The organism is Arcticibacter sp. (assembly GCF_045629565.1).
In the GTDB taxonomy this organism is placed as follows: domain Bacteria; phylum Bacteroidota; class Bacteroidia; order Sphingobacteriales; family Sphingobacteriaceae; genus Arcticibacter.
In genome coordinates this window covers 21,667-38,999 of the sequence record NZ_JAZQRL010000130.1, presented here as the reverse complement: position 1 = coordinate 38,999, position 17,333 = coordinate 21,667, and the positions used below count along the sequence as shown (strand labels likewise).

The window sequence follows — 17,333 nt, the reverse complement described above, 5'->3', positions numbered from 1 at the left end:
CCTTCCCGTCGCGGTGCGGCTTTTATGTTTGGGCAACCTTTTGATTCAGTTGCTTAACGATCTTGTTTTCATTCCCTCCAGGCGTCGCGCCTTTCGGTTTTTGTTCCCCCGATTTGGGATTGCAAAGGTAAGAAGGTTTTTGATATCTGCAAAAAAAAGTTGAACTTTCTTTTGACCCTCCTTTTTTCCTCTTTTCAATCTTCCACTTAGCCTTGCGCCTCGCTTTCCCTTGTTCGTTTTGGGACTGCAAAGATGTGAACTTTTTGCATTCCCTGCAAGTCTTTGGGGCTTTTATTTTCATCTGAAGGCCCTTTTTAGCGATACTGCGGCGGCAGCACCTTTGAAATCAGAAGCTTACAAAGTGAAACGGGCGAAAACAATTTTTAGGGCATGTTTGTAAAGGGTGCCAAAAGGCAGGATAAGGTGGCCATAAGGCTACAGAATGAATATATCAGTCGTCTTGTGGCCAGGATTCCGGGAATCATCGGAAATGAAAGCTGTTATACCACAACAGAACGTAAGACCATGTATATATATATATACAAAGGACCACCTCCATATAATCACGAGAAGGGTGCACTATATATATAAGGTCGTTAAAGGACAAACCAAGGAGCAAAGCACCAGCCGAACAAGTAGAGGGACACTAACGAGGCGTTTCACCATTCAGCCTCGTGTGATCTCCAAGTCTTATGTGATAAATCGGACCCCAATGAGGATCAGACCCCGGTGACAACATGAACAAGACTTGACAGCCCCATAAAAAACCAGTCCACGACAAGTTCATATCAACCTTTATACAACCGGCAACCAACCTCCGCACAGCTCCCTACCAACGTCGGCTTTAATTCCGATTTTCTCGAAGCTGGTACGACGCTGGTACGAACCTGGTACGAAGTTGATAGGGCGTTGGTAGAAGGAAGGTAGAAAGGAAGTAGAAAGATGTCTCGTCAAGATGTAGCTATACATGTCCCCTCTCCCGCCCTTTTACTTTGCCATGTCTGATCGAATCCAGCTATTCTTCCGATTCAGACACAAATCATGATCTATCCACCATATATTGCAGCATGCCTTGTCGCAAATACACATCACGAGAACATTCTATCAAATGGTATATCAGATACGACTTATTATATATGTATAAAACACAATCCACCCTGCCGTGCAATAATCCCTATCTATAAAATAAATTACACTTTCATATCTATTCAAAATGACAAACTGCGTATATCCAAAACATTGTTACCCTATGTAACAACAGCAGATCCAGGGAAACAACATCGCCATGAGTGAAAAAGAAGAGATGAGATGATGTAATGTTCTTACAGCTGCCAAGGAACTTTGCCCCTATAAAATCAGCTTGCTCCACGTGGCACATTAACCGCAGACCATTGTAAAATGAACGCAACAGTCGATTACAGATGCAAGATCTATTTCGCAATAGCCGCCAGAACTCCATGAAGGCCTCCAAGATTATCTAGCAGGATGTCCTCTCATGAGACCATCGGTATGGTCGTGTCTTGCTACAGAAAAGATCACCGATCGTGTTGTTAAGTTTTGTTAAAATCATTACACAGGCCATAAAAAAACCTAACTTCGAACGAATTAATTGAATTGACTATTATTTTGATTTAATGTATCTTTGCAGGATGTTTAAAAACAAGCGTTTATTAACGTGGTGCTTATTGCTGGCTGTTGCTCTTGTGACCGGCTGTAAGAGCAAATTTGAAAAGTTAGTTGCTAGCAACGATACTGGTAAAAAGTATCAGGAAGCCATTCGTTTATATAACAAAAAAGATTATAGCAAAGCGCTGCTCCTATTTGACGGGCTAAACCAAAAATATAAAGGCCGCGGCGAGGCAGAAGATCTTGCCTATTATTTTGCTTATACTAATTACAGGCTGAGAGATTATACGACTGCACGCTATCAGTTTAAAGTGTTTGCTGACACATATCCAAACAGTGCGAGAGCAGAAGAGTGCAGATTTATGTCGGCATATTGCTTTTATCTGGACTCACCGAATTTTACACTCGATCAGGAGAACACCTATCGTGCAATTGAATCCCTTCAGCTATTTATCAACCTCTATCCAAAAAGCGATCGTCTGGTTGAAGCGAGTAGTTTGATTGCTGATCTTCGCGACAAACTGGAAAAGAAGGCAATGGCGAACGCCCGTCTCTATCTGGACATTGGCGACTACAAATCTGCCATATTCGCATTCGAAAATGCTTTAAGAGACTATCCCGATACTAAATATGCTGAAGAAATGGAAGCGCTAAGCGTAGAGGCACAATACCTTTATGCGGCAAATAGCCTGGAAATACGTCAGGAAGAACGTTACGGCCAGGTTGTGGAAATGGCGAATACTTTCAGCGAGGAATATCCTGAAAGCAAGTTCCTGAAAAATGTACAGGACTATAAGAAACGTGCCGAACAGGGAATCGTCCAGGTGCAAAAATTACTAGCGCTATCTCAGCCAACAGCAGCAGAGAAAGAAAAAGAAGAAGTAAAAGAAGAAAAATCCACTGCGGAAAATAAATAAGGTAAAGATGAGTAATACGAAAACTACAGTTGCTTCAAGCACAATAACAAGAGATCTGCGTCAGTTGGACACAACTACAGATAATGTATATGAGTCTTTAGTTGTTATCGCTAAGAGAGCAAATCAGATATCCAACAACATAAAAGAAGAGCTTCAGGGAAAACTTTCTGAATTCGCTTCTTCAAACGACAATCTGGAAGAGGTGTTTGAAAACCGCGAACAGATTGAAATATCCAAGCATTATGAGCGTATGCCGAAGCCTACGCTGATTGCGATAGACGAGTTTCTACACGATAAAGTTTATTATCGTAATCCTTCTAAAGAACAACAGGGTTAATTTGTTCTTCCGGAAGTCTGGATACCATATTGTCATCCAGGTTCATTACTTGATGTGATATGCTTGAAGGAAAAAAGATATTACTAGGCGTTTGCGGCAGTATAGCCAGTTACAAATCTGCTATTTTAACCCGTTTACTGGTGAAAGCTGGTGCAGACGTCAAAGTAATCATGACGCAGGATGCTACGCATTTTGTTACCCCGCTTACGTTCTCTACTTTATCCAAAAACCCGGTTCTGAGCACTTATTTCAAGCCGGACTCGGGTGAGTGGAATAACCACGTTGAGCTCGCACTTTGGGCTGACTCTATTCTTATCGCCCCCATAACCGCTAATACTATTGCTAAATTAGCTAACGGTCATTGTGACAACTTACTGTCTGCGGTTTATCTTTCTGCCAAATGCCCTGTATTCTTTGCTCCCGCAATGGATCTGGATATGTGGCTTCACCCGGCAGTACAACGCAACGTTTCATTACTTGAATCATATAAAAACACGCAGATTAAACCTGCCTATGGCGAACTTGCCAGCGGGCTTGTCGGTGAAGGCCGAATGGCTGAACCGGAGGAAATCGTTGCATTCCTTCAACAAGAGCTGAGCTCGGATCTTCCGCTGAAGGGAAAACGGGTATTGATAACCGCAGGGCCAACGTATGAATCAATTGATCCTGTGAGATTTATTGGCAATCATTCTTCCGGCAAGATGGGCTTTGCTATGGCAGAGGAGTTTGCTCGTAAAGGGGCAACGGTCACACTGGTCAGTGGTCCTTCTTCCCAAACACTTCGTGTGCCATCTATCAGACGGATTGACGTAAGCTCTGCAGATGAAATGTACTATTCGGTTCATCAGGAATTTCCTGAAAACGATATTATGATCATGAATGCTGCGGTGGCCGACTACAAACCTAAGGTTGTTGCCTCAGAAAAGATAAAGAAAAGTCCCTCGGAATTTGTTATTGATCTGGTAAAAACGAAAGACATACTATCTTCTCTGGGTGAAATCAAAAGAGATAATCAGATTCTTGTCGGCTTTGCCCTGGAGACGAATAATGAAGAGGAGCATGCGATCGCCAAGCTTAAGAAGAAGAATCTCGATTTCATTGTGTTAAACTCACTGCGAGATGAGGGAGCCGGATTTCAAGGCGATACAAACAAGATCACCATCATTGACCGCCACCTTCGGAAAGAAACCTTTCCTCTGAAGTCGAAGGAAGAGGTAGCAAAAGACATCTGTCGGAAAATAGCTGATTCCCTGGAATGAAAATCATTTCCTGCATTCTCCTGTTCGTATTTGCAATAAGTGCGGAAGCACAGGACCTGAATGCGCAAGTGCAGGTCATATCTCCGAAAGTCCAGAACAACAATAAAGGTGCGCTTATTCAACTCGAATCTGCCATACGTGACTTCTTGAATGGCCGCAAATGGATCAGTCCTGCTTCTCGTCCGCAGGAAAGGATTGATTGTAACTTCTTCATCAACATTCTCGAATGGGACGGCTCATCGAGCTTTAAGGCAGAGGCCCAGATCCAGTCGAGCAGGCCTGTATTCGGGACGACCTATAACTCCCCGTTAATCAACATCAGCGACAAGAATTTCGACTTCACCTATATCGAGGGGCAGGCTCTTGACTTCTCTCAACAACAGTTCCAGACGAACATTACTTCACTTCTCGCCTATTATGCCTATATCATCGTCGGCTTTGATGCAGACAGTTTTTCAAAATATTCGGGCACACCCTATTTTGCCCAAGCTCAGCAAATTGTGAACTACGCGCAGGATGTCCCCTTTAGAGGGTGGAAAGCGGTGCAAAGCCAAACCAACCGTTATTGGCTGGCAGAAAATCTGAACAATCCGCACTATAACGCTCTACGCAATTTTATTTATGGATATCATCGGAACGGCCTTGATATTCTGGCGTCGAAACCGGATAGGACAAGGAAGACGTTTCTCTCTATCCTCCCGGAGCTACAAAAAACAGACCGATCACGTCAGGGCAACATGCTTAGCCAGATTATATTTACGTCAAAGGCAGACGAAATAGTCAATATCCTCAGGCCAGCTTCCGAAGAAGACAGAATCCGCGCCTATTCCATATTAAGTTCTGTTGATCCTGCGAACATCCGTAAATATGATTTGTTAAAGAGTAATCTATAGTGCTGTTGTATATTTGATGTACCTTTAAAACAAAAGCTCAGTTCATATACCATTTATGCTAAGTCGCTTAATAATACGCAATTATGCACTTATTGAAAATCTCGATATTGCATTTTCAGGAAAATTAAACATTATCACGGGAGAGACGGGCGCTGGGAAATCGATTATTCTAGGAGCGCTGTCGCTTATCCTCGGTCAGCGTATCGAAGGAAAATACTTCTTCAATCAGCAGAAAAAATGCGTCATAGAGGGCCACTTTGAAATCGAAGCCTACCCAATAACGGCATTCTTTGAGGATAAAGATCTGGACTATGAGCCTTCGACAGTTCTTCGCAGGGAAATATCTGCAGACGGCAAATCGAGAGCATTTATTAACGATACACCGGTCAATCTAACGGTACTACGGGAACTTGGTGAGCTTCTTATCGACATTCACTCCCAGCATGCTACTCTAGAAATCAACAACGAAAGCTTTCAACTGCTGGTAGTCGACTCTATCGCTGCGAACGATCTCCTGCTGAAAAACTATCAGGAGAACTACCAGCACTATAAAGCTGTAACCCAGAAATTAAAGACACTGGAAGAACGCTCCCATCAGGCAAAGGCTGATGCAGACTACTACCAGTTTCAATACAATGAACTAGATGAAGCTTCCCTGAACGATGAGTTTGAGCAAGAGACCCTTGAACAGGAGCTGAATGCTCTAAGCCATGCGGAGGAGATCAAGAAAAGCCTCATAACTGCAGGAACCGCCCTTACGGAAGACGAGCAATCGACCGTTATACTGTTGAAAGAGGCGCTTTTACAGCTTCAGCACGCGGAAAAGTACCTTCCCGAAGTGCATGAACTTGCCGAAAGGTTGAATAGTGCATTAATTGAAATTCGTGATATAGCAGCAGAAGTGGACGTACTGGAGAGCAGCACGACAATAGACGAATCGCGCACAGATGCGGTGAATGAACGTCTGAGTACCATCTATAATCTTCAAAAGAAGCATCGGGTTACCTCTATTCAGGAGTTGATCAAGATCCGTGAAGGCTTATCGGAAAAGCTTGACTCAGCATCCACTACTGATGAAGAGATTGAAAGGTTGAAAAAGGAAAGTGCTGCATTGAAAGATGAACTGGTTATTTTGTCTGACACCCTATCTGCCAGCCGGAATGAAATTATCCCTACGATAGAAAAACGGGTCAGGGAAATGCTCGCGGAAGTTGGAATGCCTAATGCAGTGCTTAAAATCGTAAATGAGCTGCTTGACGAAGACTCTTTGGGGGCAACCGGAAGAAATAAAATTCAGTTTTTGTTTTCAGCTAATAAAGGACAAGATCCGGCGCCAATGAATAAAGTCGCTTCCGGAGGAGAACTTTCCAGGCTCATGCTGAGCATCAAGTCGCTTATGTCTAACCATATTGCCTTACCTACGATCATATTTGACGAGATAGATACTGGCATATCCGGCGAAGTAGCATTAAAGGTAGGCGCTATCATGGAGAGGTTATCGGAGGGAATGCAGGTGATAGCCATCACTCACCTTCCGCAGATCGCTAGCAAGGGAGACGCACATTATTTCGTATTCAAAGATGAGAAGAATGATACCACGCACACGGATATCACTCTACTTACAAATGATGAACGTGTGATGGAGATTGCGAAAATGCTTAGTGGTGAAAACCCGGGTGAATTCGCCTTACAACATGCCAGGGAGCTACTCGAAGCGGCGAAATCATAATAAATTGATTTAGAAATTCATAGCAATTGATTTCGTTTTAACTGATAAGAATCCTTATTTTAGACGCCAAATTGGTTAATAATGGCTTATAATTTACTAAAAGGCAAAAAGGGTATCATCTTCGGAGCTCTTGATGAAAAGTCAATCGCTTGGAAAACAGCCTTACGCTGCGTTGAAGAAGGCGCTGAAATCGTGCTTACAAACGCTCCAATCGCGATGCGTATGGGTGAGATCAATAAACTGGCCGAACTGTGTAATGCTCCTGTTATTCCTGCTGACGTTACCAGCCTCGAAGACATAGAGAACCTGTTCACCAAGTCTATGGAACATTTCGGTGGGGGTGTCGACTTCGTTCTGCATTCAGTGGGCATGAGTATGAACCTGCGCAAGGGGAATCACTATACGGAAACGAACTATGATTTCATGCATAAGAGCATGGATATCTCTGCAATCAGCTTTCATAGAGTGTTACAAACGGCCATGAAGCTTGATGCTATCAACGAATGGGGATCTGTTGTGGCCCTTTCTTACATTGCTGCACAACGCGTATTCCCTGACTACAATGATATGGCGGACGCTAAGGCGATGCTTGAGAGTATTGCCCGTAACTTCGGTTACCAGTACGCTGTTAAAAAGCACGTGAGAGTGAATACGATATCTCAGTCGCCAACCCGCACCACTGCAGGTTCAGGTGTTAAGGGATTTGAAGGATTTATTCTTTTTGCTGAAAAACAATCACCTCTTGGTAATGCATCAGCAGACCAATGTGCAGATTACACAGTTACCTTGTTCTCCGACCTAACGAAGATGGTAACGATGCAGAACTTATTCCATGACGGAGGTTTCTCCAACACCGGTATCAGCCATGCTGTTATCGATCAGATGGAAAAGTAAGCACGCTTCTTGAGATACTAAAAAGGGGCTGCGGATGTTAAATCTGCAGCCCCTTTTGTTCACAGGACGTTTTGTTAGTACGCGGACGAATCTATAAGCACCATTTTTATTCGCATTGACGCTGGTAAAGTGGCTATGACTCCTCCATCCAGACTCTTAAGTTCTATCAAAATACTTCCCGCTGTTACGACATAACCGTACGATATTCCTTCGTAAACCTCTGGAATCTGCTCGTAGTTGCGTCCGCCATCGAAGGACGCATAAACCAAGATGGCTCCCTGTTCATTGGTGTAGCTGTCATATTCGGGCAAATCGATAGGCGCCTCATAGGTTCTTCCGTTGTCAAACGACTTCCAATCACGAACCCTTAAATCGACTATCACGGTCCTATTCGGGACAACATATTCGGTTTTTTCACATGCTGTTACGAACAGCATCAGTGGCAGAATTAGCGTTAGTACATATTTCATATTTGGTGTGTTTCCTATATAGACGAAAGTTCTTCCCAATGGTTTCACGGGGAACAGAATTTCGAGGAAACCCAAATGGTAATCTTAATTGAAGTCTTTGAAGCTAGCCCTGGTAAAGGTACCCGGCATGGCATGATCGCCTTCCTCGAATTCAATCCTGACAGCTTTAATGGAAGGGATCTCTGTTAAGGAAAATGTTGCCTCTGCGAGATAAGACTCCGCTCCGGATGTGCCTATACTTTGGGTGAGCTGTATGGGGTCATCAATTCGCGTGACTATTGTATCACCTTGCATACGCAGGTATTTCATTTTTATACCGGGATACTTCTTATTTAACAGATTAATGATCTCTTCATGCCCCACTCCCGCCATACTAGCTGCCTGATGATCCAACTGCAAACGTTGCGTCTTTTCATTATAGGTGGTATTCCAGGGAAGCGAATCCAACTTTCCCTGCTGCAAAGTATCGGTAACAATTGAATCAGCGATATCAGAAGATGACCGTTTCTCGTCTCTTGTACAAGCTGCTAAGAAGATCATACATAATAAAAAGAAACTGCCACATCTCATAATCTGTGTGATTTAAGCGTTAAGGTGTAGTAACTGCAACGGGAAGAACCTTACCGTTGAAAAACTTATGGCCTGTTAGTGCAAAGTCAGCTATGTATTTACCCATCTCGAAAGCCATTACCGGAGATTGATAACCGGGAAAAGCCTCTTCAAGCATTTCTGTCTGTGCAGATCCCAATGCCAGGCAATTAAAGTGAATATTTCGTTCTGTGTACTCTACAGCCAAGCATTCTGTTAGGGCATGTAACGCAGCCTTGCTAGCTGCATATGCAGACATTCCGGGAAACTTGACACTGCCCATAAATCCTGCCATACTACCTATATTGACCACATGTGCATTATCATTTAACAAGGGAAGCATATTCTGAATCATCTTGATATGCCCCATGAGATTACTCTGCAACATGGCAGCAAAGTCTATTTGGGAAATCTCCCCGAAAGGTTTCTGAATGAGCTGTCCGGCATTGTTGATCAAAACATCCAGGGTTCCAACTTTTTGTTTGACAAAATTAACCAGTGAGGTGTAGTCATCATGCACGATGTCAAACTTAGCCGGATAGAGTTTGCAATCCGGATTCAGCCCTAACGCTATCTCATACAACTTTTTCAGCTTGTCTTCCGAGCGTGCCAATGCGATGATTTCGTGATCACCATTTTGAATCATATCCAGCACTGCCTCAAACCCCACGCCACTGCTGACACCTGTTATTAAAATCTTCATTGAACAATATTCTTTAACTATACGAAATTAGGGAAAAAGATTCGCTATATCTGAAACGTCCATAAACGGATTATAGTTTCCATTAGTTCCGCAAGTCGAAAAAACGTAGATTTGCACTTTAGCAAAATATGAAACATATTCTGGTAACCGGTGGAGCTGGTTTTATTGGTAGTAACCTCACTCAAACTTTATTACTAACCGGTAAGTACAAGGTAACGTGTATTGATAACTTCGACGATTTCTATCCTGCTGCGCAGAAGAATTGGAACATTAAAGATTTTCACCAGAATCCACACTTCTCTCTAGTACATGGTGATATCCGTAATCCTGAGGATTTGAATAAAATTCAGGGTGTCGACACGATTATCCATCTTGCAGCAAAAGCCGGAGTACGACCCAGTATTGAGAGCCCAGACCTATATCTTGACGTAAACATAAATGGCACCCGGATTCTTCTTGACTATGCCCGGGAGAATGACATCAAACAGTTTCTGTTTGCGTCATCGAGTAGTGTCTATGGTGTAAACGAAAATGTGCCATGGATAGAAGAAGACCCATTGTTGCCCATTAGCCCATATGCGGCTTCCAAGGTAGCCGGCGAAATGCTTGGTCATGTATATAGCCACCTGTATGGCATCAGGTTCATCGCCTTACGCTTCTTCACGGTATATGGCCCTGGACAAAGGCCAGATCTTGCTATACACAAATTTTTCAGGGCAATTGCTAACGAGCAGCCCATCCCCGTGTACGGAGACGGAACGACGAGTCGTGACTATACTTTTGTTGACGACACTGTCAAAGGTATCGCAGCAGCACTCGATTATACCAGATCTGATTTCGAAATTATAAACCTGGGAAACCACCGGACGATTACGTTAGCTAACCTGATTGAGGCGGTAGAAGATACTTGTGGTAAAAAAGCCATTATCGACCGTCATGCCGAGCAACCAGGTGATGTTTCTCAAACCTACGCCGAGATTTCCAAGGCTCAGGAATACCTGGGATATGATCCTTCCACTTCTTTGGAAGAAGGTTTAGATGTGTTTTATAACTGGTTTAAGGAATTTTATTCAGCGAATGCCTAGGGGTTTTTAGGCTCCTCATCTTTTAAATGAGCAACCTCTTCTTCTGAAGGAAGTGGTTCAAATTCTTTGGACCGGTATACAAACCAAAGCCCTGGCAGCGATGCCAATACATTGATCATCCAGAACGTGAAAGTGAGAAATACCGCCAGGATCTGATCTATATCAAACACATCGGAAGCATGAGCCATAAATACGTCTCTTACTCCAAGGCCCGCTACCCCTATATTGATCAAAGCAACTATTGAGGACATTAAAAAGCTGAACAGGTAAGGCGAAAACTTTCCATCAAAGTCCTGCGACAGCAATATACATATCACACTGAGTATTTGAAGAGACTGAACCATCCCTGCTTTGATATGATTACGCACAAAGTGTCTGGAAAAATCAGTAAAGAAGCGTCGTAATACCAGAAAATAGATTAGAGTTCCAAGCAATAGAGCCGTTATTGGCCATGTTGCAGGTATCTCAATTTGCGGAATAAAGATAATAAGGACCACAGAGATAAAACCCACGGCCCAAAGACCGCTCAAACGGTCAAAAAAGAAGGCAAGCAACAGACGCTTCGTCGGTAATTTGAACTTTTTTCTCAGCAGATAAACCTTGTATCCATCTCCGCCGATCCCTCCCGGGAGGAATACATTGTAAAACATTCCTAACAGGTAGAGCCGAAAGTTGTACCAGAAACTGAATTCCAGGCCTATAGCTTTCAGAAAACTAAGCAGCCTCCATGATGATACTACTTGGGATAAGAAGTAAGAGCAAAACGCCAGCAAGATAAACCACATGTTGCTCGTCAGAAACAACTGTTTAACCTGATTAAAGTCTATTTTCTGAAAGACGTAATAAATTAGTAAGCCAGTTACAATAACCTTTAAAGGGATTTTTACTTTATTCCAGAGTTTCTTCTTGTCCATTAAATATTCTTCTAACCTGGTATGTCTTCCTGTTTGTTCCCTCGAAATAGTTTCTGATGCTGATCTCTGCAATAATGCCGATGGTAATTAACTGGATACCTCCGAGCAATAGAATAAGCCCCAATATCAGCAGTGGCTTTCCTCCTATGTCATTACCCAGGACTTTCAAGATCAGAAGATAAAAATTAATGAGCACTCCCAGTCCAAATGATATAAAGCCAATGGTTCCAAATAGATGCATGGGATTCTGGATATACTTGCGGAAGAATACCATGGTTATTAAATCGGCCATTACTTTAAACGTACGGTTGAGCCCATACTTGGACTGACCATGAATACGTGCATGATGCTTTACGTCCACCTGAGTGATATTAGCGCCTTGAAGTTTAGCCAGAACGGGGATGAAGCGATGGAGCTCACCATAGATTCCAAGATCTTCTGCTATTTCGCGCTTAAACACTTTCAACGTGCAGCCATAGTCTTTTATATAAACACCGGTCATACGTCTGATGATGTTGTTAGCAATCTTTGACGGCACCTTCCTCAGGAATACACCATCCTGTCTGTTCTTTCGATTGCCTGCTACAACATCCCAGTCTTCGTCAATCAGCTTCTCGAGCATCATTGGGATATCACTGGGGTCATTTTGCAAGTCGCCATCAAGTAGCGCAACATACCGCCCTGTGGAATGCTCAATGCCGGCTGTCATCGCTGTACTTTGGCCATAATTCCTTCTCAGTTCGACGAGGGTAATCCGCTCATCGGCATATTTCCTTATTTCTTTTTGCGTCCCGTCAGAGGATCCGTCATCTACAAAAACCACTTCGTAATTAAGGGTCCCTAATGCTTTGCGTATGGCCTCCAGCAGAGGCTGTATATTTTCTCTCTCGTTGAGGACTGTAATGACTACGGAAAGGTCTTTCATTTAACTTTAAATAGTTTGAGATTGTTGTTATAGGATTTAATTAAAATCCCGTGAGGATTGCTTAAATCCCTGTCAAAGGTAAGATAATAGCCGGGCTTCGTGTCATCCTTAGTAGTATGCATAATTTCCATACGCTCTCGTTCAATATAGAAAATGATACGGTGATAAAAAGGAATTTGCAAAACGGGGGGATCAAAATGATAGAAATAAATATCCTCCCCTTTACTGATCTCAGCCATTTCAATGGATGCAGCTTTGAAATATCCACTCTCATTATGTGCGGCGCGGTGCGGCAAAACAAAGAAACTAAAGGCTAGCCTAACGAAGATGAGTACGCCAAGAAAGGCTATAAGTTTATGACGTTGAAACCTGTATATCAGCCATGTAAAAAAAGATGCACCTAGAAACACTACGACAACTTTGATAACCAAGTGGTCAACATATCGCTCAAGGTCCAAGAATAGCGGTGCGATCATCGCTAGAGACACCAGGACCCCCAGAACCAGCAGTATGGTATCGACTACTTTGTTAAGTTTCGGAAACTCTTCTCTATAGGTGTAATATGCATGACTCCAAACAATAAACAGCAAAGGATAAAGCATCAACAGATATCGTGGCCTTGTCTCAGGCGACAACCAGTACACCCAGATGTTTGCCAGGAATGTAACGGCGCAGAAGAACAAAAATTCATTCTTGCGCAGCTCCTGAAGAAACTTTTTATGAAAGCAAAAAACCACTAACAAACTGGTTGGCAACATATGCGCAATATGCTCGAACGGAAAGGTTATCAGATGCTGAATGCTACTCCAGAGTCCGGTGCGAACCGCCGTACGCTGGCTGCTCTGATCCCATATCGTAGCGAAGTAGCCTTCCAGATCAGGATTATATAATGAATAATTATAAAAGTATAATCCAATTATTGCCAGGCATAGCAAACCTGAAACGATATGCTGCCAGCTGAAAAGCTTCTTGAAGTTCCTGGTAACAGCCAGAAATGCGATTAAAGTAAACCCTTGAAATACGATTGAAGGCAGTCCCTTACTTAAAAAGGTAACAGAGGTGATCAGATACGAAATTAGAAACAGCAGGAACCACTGTTTTTTCTGATAAAAATAGAAGATGCTCATGAAAGAAATAAACGTGAGCCAGGAGTAGAAGATATCGATATGGCCCAACATGGAGTCATACAGCAGCATACGTCCGTTTACCAGGAAAAAGAATGCACTCATAAGTGCTACGCGCCTATCAGCTATGAAGGACCGCACAGCTACATAGATCGTCATTGCATAAAGAAACATGGGCACCGCTGCCGGCAGACGTGTAATAAATTCCGAATAACTTCCCGAGAGGAGGTAAAGGCCCGCCAGGATCCAGTTGTAAAGTGGCGGCTTATTGTAATAGTACTCGCCGGCTATAGTAGGTACCGAATAATTACCGCTCAGGATCATCTCCAGGGCGACGTTCGACCGCGTCGGTTCATCTGCAAACAGAGGAAGCAAGCCAAGGTTGAAGATAAAAGCTGGTATTGACAGGATGATTAAAAAAAGAAATACTCTGCCTGTGTACTGATCTATATAGTCTTCTATCTGCTTCATCATGTTTAGCTGCAAAGATAGAAGGATAGAATTATAATTCTACGTTCAATCCTGCAAAGAAATTCCGTTTTGCTGCAGGATTAAAGTACCGATTACCAAATGCGTTGAGGTCATTGCCCAGACTATAAGTCTCATTAAGCAGGTTGTCTGCCCCCAGGTAAACGGATAAACCGATTCCTCCGGACGTAGTAAATTTACGGCTTGCCTTGGCCTGCAGCAGATGATACTTTGCCGCATACGCGGAGCTGGCATCGTTTAAAGGTATTTCAGAAGTATAATTGTGCTGAAAAAACAGATTATAATTCTTCGCCAAACCAAGACTAACAGCGTTCACCAAAACATGCCTCGGAACGCCGGTCAGCCGGTTGCCCGAGTAATCATCGGAACCGCTCTGATAATTGTCAAATGAAAAGTCGCTGTAGGTGTAGCTGTTTTTCAGCTGCATACTTCTCAAAAGTCCTCGCTTTCTTTGCGGTATAACCCAATAGAGAAGCTGAGATTCCAAACCTGACTGGTCAGTTCCTCCGGCGTTAACGAAGTACTCTGCATCGGCTTCGTTAACACGTCTCACTATCGCGTCTTTCAAATCATACCTGAAAAGCACAGCATCCCAGTAAAAACGATTGTTTGCAAGAGACATTCTCCATCCTGCTTCATAGTTCCAGCCAGACTCAGGTTGAAGACCCGTATTTATCACCTGATCAGATGCGCGGACCTCTGCTATGGTAGGAGAGGAAAAGCCACGGCTTGTGGAAGCCCTAACAGCAAGCTCCTCAGACAACTTATATGATGCAGCAATGCGGGGCATGATCTGAGCATTAAAGTCCTTATTATTCAGGGCAGAACGGGCCGCATCTATTGGGCCATATCTATATCCGTTGAAGTTGACACTTGCCGCAGCTTCAAGAAGTAACCTCGAACTGGCCTGGAAGGTAAGGTGAGAGAAGACGAATTGTTGGTTGGAACTGAGCTGATCGGCTGATTGCATGTTTCCTTGAACACCGCCGTTATTGTCGTAATTACTAATGTCCGAATGAGTGCGTTGCCCTTCATATCCAAGCTGCCATGTTAAGGGCAGCACGGCTCCGGTATATTGAAAATAGGTTCTCAGTCCTGCAGTTCTTTCTGTCCTAACCTCATAATTGGTAATAAAAGGATTGCGAAAATCTGTACCCGAACCAGTTAAAACAATCACGTGTCTGAAAGATCGACTCAGGTCAATTTCATGCGTGAGGCCACCCAGGAATGTCTTATTGTAGATCCCTGCCTGTTGTTCACTGGCTCCCGGATTAGGGCCAGCCGCAGGCCGCGCAGATCTAGGATTGCTTTCCATCTGCGCCGCGGTTAACCCGCCTGGTGTCTCATAATGCATATCCGAATAAAGGAGCAAGGCCTTTAATGAACCACTTTTGGAATAGTTCCATTGCGGTAAGGCCTGTACATATTTTCTATCCATGGCACTATTCTCCCTATATCCGTCCGACCGTTGATAAGCTTGATAGACACTAAGGCTAACATCTTTCCACTTCTTCTGAATGCTGGCATTCTGATGTAAAAGCCCGTACGATCCGCTATTAATAGTGGCCTTGATATTTTCAGGATCCGTATTAGCAGTGTTAATCAAAACAACACCGCCTGTATTAGCCCCATATACACTGGCTTCCGGGCCCTTTAGCATGGTCACCTCAGAAACGGCGCTGGCATCAATCGCATTCAGGTACGTGTTTCCTCCTGCATCAGTAAGGATGAAATCGTCCATATACATCTTCACATTTCTAATACCAAAGGGAGAGCGCAATAGGCTGCCGCGAATCGATAGCCGGTAACTACCGGGGGAACGCTCTTCCATACGAATCCCTGGAACAGTGTTTATCGCAGGTACCAATGAGAACGGTTGCTGTTCAGCGAGCATGCCAGCACTCAGCACACTGACAGATGCCGGCATGCTCAGCACAGGCTGCTTGCTAAAATAGGCTTTCACTTCGACTGTGTGCAGGAAACCGGCAGTATCTTGCTCTTGTCCCTTTACATTAAAACACAGCAGTGTGAGCAGAACCAAAAATCGTGTGTGCATTTTATTTACTTAGAGGAAACGCGCCATATCGTATTGCCTGCATCATCAGCCACTAGCAGCGAGCCATCTTTGGCAACTGCCACGCCAACCGGCCTTCCATAAACTTCTCTTTCTCCATCCTTAACTATAAATCCTGTCAAAAAATCCTCCGGTTTCCCCGCGGGTCTTCCCCCTTTGAAGGGTACAAACGCGACTTTGTAACCAGCAAACTCGGAGCGGTTCCATGAACCATGCTGACCGATAAACGCTCCGTTTCTGTATTTTGCCGGAAACGAGTCAGCTGCATAGAATACAAACCCAAGTGAGGCTGTATGGGCACCCACAGGTAGATCCGGCGCTATAGTCTTCTTCACAAGATCTGGTTTCTCTCCCTTTCTTCTGGGGTCTTCATTGGGGCCGAAATATGCATAGGGCCAACCGTAAAAGGATCCCTCCTTGACGCTGGTAATATAGTCGGGTACGAGCTCATCCCCTAATTCATCCCGCTCGTTTACCGCGGTCCACAGTTGTTTATTCTCTGGATTCCAGTCCATGCCTACAGGATTACGCAGTCCTGCAGCATAGATTCGCTCGCCGCTACCGTCAGGATTAACTTCAAGAATATTCGCTCGTCGCACTTCATGTTCCATTCCATTTTCTCCAATATTACTTCCGGAGCCTACAGATATGTAGATCTTGGAATTATCTGCATTGGCAATGATATTTCGGGTCCAGTGATTATTGTATCCTCCGGCTGGCAGCTCAACGATCTTTTCTCCTGGACCACTGATTTGCTGTTGGCCCTCTTTGTAAGGATATTTCCAGAGGCCATCCGTGTTTGCTACATAGAAGGAATCTCCAATGATCAGCATTCCGAAAGGCTGATTAAGTCCCGACAGAAACACATTACCGATTTCAGGTTTTCCATCATGGTTAGCATCTCTGAATATCAGGATAGAATTAGGACTGTCGTTCATATTCTGTGACTGCGCCCGCCCTGACACAACATCAGATGCCTTCTTCCCTTCAGTCGTTGACTGTGCAACGAAAATGTCTCCGTTTGGCGCGACATATATCCAACGCGGATTCGTTAGGTCCCCAGCAAACTTACTCACTGAGAAGCCTGCAGGGGCGACAGGAGTTTTCCCATTTGGCCAACCAACGACCTTACTAAATTTATTTTTCGATTCACCAGGCTGCGGAAGTTTCCCGCTATCCGTGTTAATTAAACTTGTATCTGCATCGGTTCCAGAATGACTGTTTCCGGAACTGCAGGCTCCTAATGCCAGCCAGCAGCCTAAACCAAGGACGAGTATGTTCCGTATTTTCATATGAGATTGTTATT

15 protein-coding genes are annotated in these 17,333 nt (G+C 43.8%); 7 read left to right on the top strand and 8 right to left on the bottom strand.

The features are described from left to right. Positions 1 to 1,649 precede the first annotated feature (1,649 nt). The 6 genes from ACKI5J_RS19270 (at position 1,650) to ACKI5J_RS19245 (ending at position 7,655) form a co-directional block, all read left to right on the top strand. A complete protein-coding gene (locus tag ACKI5J_RS19270) occupies positions 1,650 to 2,543 on the top strand; it encodes an outer membrane protein assembly factor BamD (protein WP_407431467.1) in 894 nt (297 codons plus the stop codon). 7 nt (positions 2,544 to 2,550) lie between these two features. Beyond that, a complete protein-coding gene (locus tag ACKI5J_RS19265) occupies positions 2,551 to 2,880 on the top strand; it encodes a DNA-directed RNA polymerase subunit omega (RefSeq protein ID WP_106294549.1) in 330 nt (109 codons plus the stop codon). Between the two features lie 59 nt (positions 2,881 to 2,939). Next, positions 2,940 to 4,139: a bifunctional phosphopantothenoylcysteine decarboxylase/phosphopantothenate--cysteine ligase CoaBC gene (gene coaBC / locus ACKI5J_RS19260; protein ID WP_407431465.1), complete on the top strand. Its 1,200-nt coding sequence runs from the start codon at positions 2,940 to 2,942 to the stop codon at positions 4,137 to 4,139. After that, a complete protein-coding gene (locus ACKI5J_RS19255) occupies positions 4,136 to 5,032 on the top strand; it encodes a DUF4835 family protein (RefSeq protein WP_407431463.1) in 897 nt (298 codons plus the stop codon). Before coaBC ends, ACKI5J_RS19255 begins: the two co-directional genes overlap by 4 nt. Before the next feature lie 55 nt (positions 5,033 to 5,087). Beyond that, positions 5,088 to 6,761, top strand: coding sequence for a DNA repair protein RecN (recN, locus tag ACKI5J_RS19250; protein ID WP_407431461.1), 1,674 nt, complete (start codon positions 5,088 to 5,090; stop codon positions 6,759 to 6,761). An 81-nt stretch (positions 6,762 to 6,842) separates the two neighbouring features. Further along, positions 6,843 to 7,655, top strand: coding sequence for an enoyl-ACP reductase (locus ACKI5J_RS19245; RefSeq protein WP_407431459.1), 813 nt, complete (start codon positions 6,843 to 6,845; stop codon positions 7,653 to 7,655). A 74-nt stretch (positions 7,656 to 7,729) separates the two neighbouring features. Here ACKI5J_RS19245 and ACKI5J_RS19240 read toward each other — a convergent pair whose 3' ends face one another. From ACKI5J_RS19240 to ACKI5J_RS19230, 3 genes are all read right to left on the bottom strand, one after another. Beyond that, entirely contained in the window at positions 7,730 to 8,125 is a 396-nt protein-coding gene (locus tag ACKI5J_RS19240) for a hypothetical protein (RefSeq protein ID WP_407431457.1), read from the bottom strand. Positions 8,126 to 8,209: 84 nt separating this feature from the next. Continuing rightward, positions 8,210 to 8,665 carry a hypothetical protein gene (locus tag ACKI5J_RS19235; RefSeq protein ID WP_407431455.1) on the bottom strand — a complete coding sequence of 152 codons (456 nt, stop codon included), beginning with the start codon at positions 8,663 to 8,665 and terminating at the stop codon, positions 8,210 to 8,212. A 49-nt stretch (positions 8,666 to 8,714) separates the two neighbouring features. Continuing rightward, a complete protein-coding gene (locus tag ACKI5J_RS19230; protein WP_407431454.1) occupies positions 8,715 to 9,416 on the bottom strand; it encodes an SDR family oxidoreductase in 702 nt (233 codons plus the stop codon). Between the two features lie 128 nt (positions 9,417 to 9,544). On the opposite strand from ACKI5J_RS19230, the gene ACKI5J_RS19225 reads away from it, so the two are divergent. Further along, positions 9,545 to 10,501, top strand: coding sequence for a GDP-mannose 4,6-dehydratase (locus tag ACKI5J_RS19225; protein ID WP_407431452.1), 957 nt, complete (start codon positions 9,545 to 9,547; stop codon positions 10,499 to 10,501). On the opposite strand, the gene ACKI5J_RS19220 is transcribed toward ACKI5J_RS19225, so the two are convergent. The 5 genes from ACKI5J_RS19220 to ACKI5J_RS19200 are packed head-to-tail and all read right to left on the bottom strand — an operon-like array spanning position 10,498 to position 17,319. Beyond that, the gene (locus ACKI5J_RS19220) at positions 10,498 to 11,415 is read right to left on the bottom strand and encodes a lysylphosphatidylglycerol synthase transmembrane domain-containing protein (protein WP_407431450.1); all 918 of its coding nucleotides are present in this window, start codon (positions 11,413 to 11,415) and stop codon (positions 10,498 to 10,500) included. The genes ACKI5J_RS19225 and ACKI5J_RS19220 overlap by 4 nt on opposite strands. Beyond that, positions 11,390 to 12,340 carry a glycosyltransferase family 2 protein gene (locus tag ACKI5J_RS19215; RefSeq protein WP_407431448.1) on the bottom strand — a complete coding sequence of 317 codons (951 nt, stop codon included), beginning with the start codon at positions 12,338 to 12,340 and terminating at the stop codon, positions 11,390 to 11,392. Before ACKI5J_RS19215 ends, ACKI5J_RS19220 begins: the two co-directional genes overlap by 26 nt. After that, positions 12,337 to 13,938 carry an ArnT family glycosyltransferase gene (locus ACKI5J_RS19210; RefSeq protein WP_407431446.1) on the bottom strand — a complete coding sequence of 534 codons (1,602 nt, stop codon included), beginning with the start codon at positions 13,936 to 13,938 and terminating at the stop codon, positions 12,337 to 12,339. The genes ACKI5J_RS19215 and ACKI5J_RS19210 overlap by 4 nt, the downstream gene beginning before the upstream one ends. Positions 13,939 to 13,966: 28 nt before the next feature. Continuing rightward, on the bottom strand, positions 13,967 to 16,009 hold the full coding sequence (locus ACKI5J_RS19205) for a TonB-dependent receptor (protein ID WP_407431444.1): 2,043 nt from the start codon (positions 16,007 to 16,009) through the stop codon (positions 13,967 to 13,969). Positions 16,010 to 16,014: 5 nt separating this feature from the next. Further along, positions 16,015 to 17,319, bottom strand: a complete 1,305-nt coding sequence (locus ACKI5J_RS19200) for a PQQ-dependent sugar dehydrogenase (protein ID WP_407431442.1) — start codon at positions 17,317 to 17,319, stop codon at positions 16,015 to 16,017. Between the last annotated feature and the right edge of the window lie 14 nt (positions 17,320 to 17,333).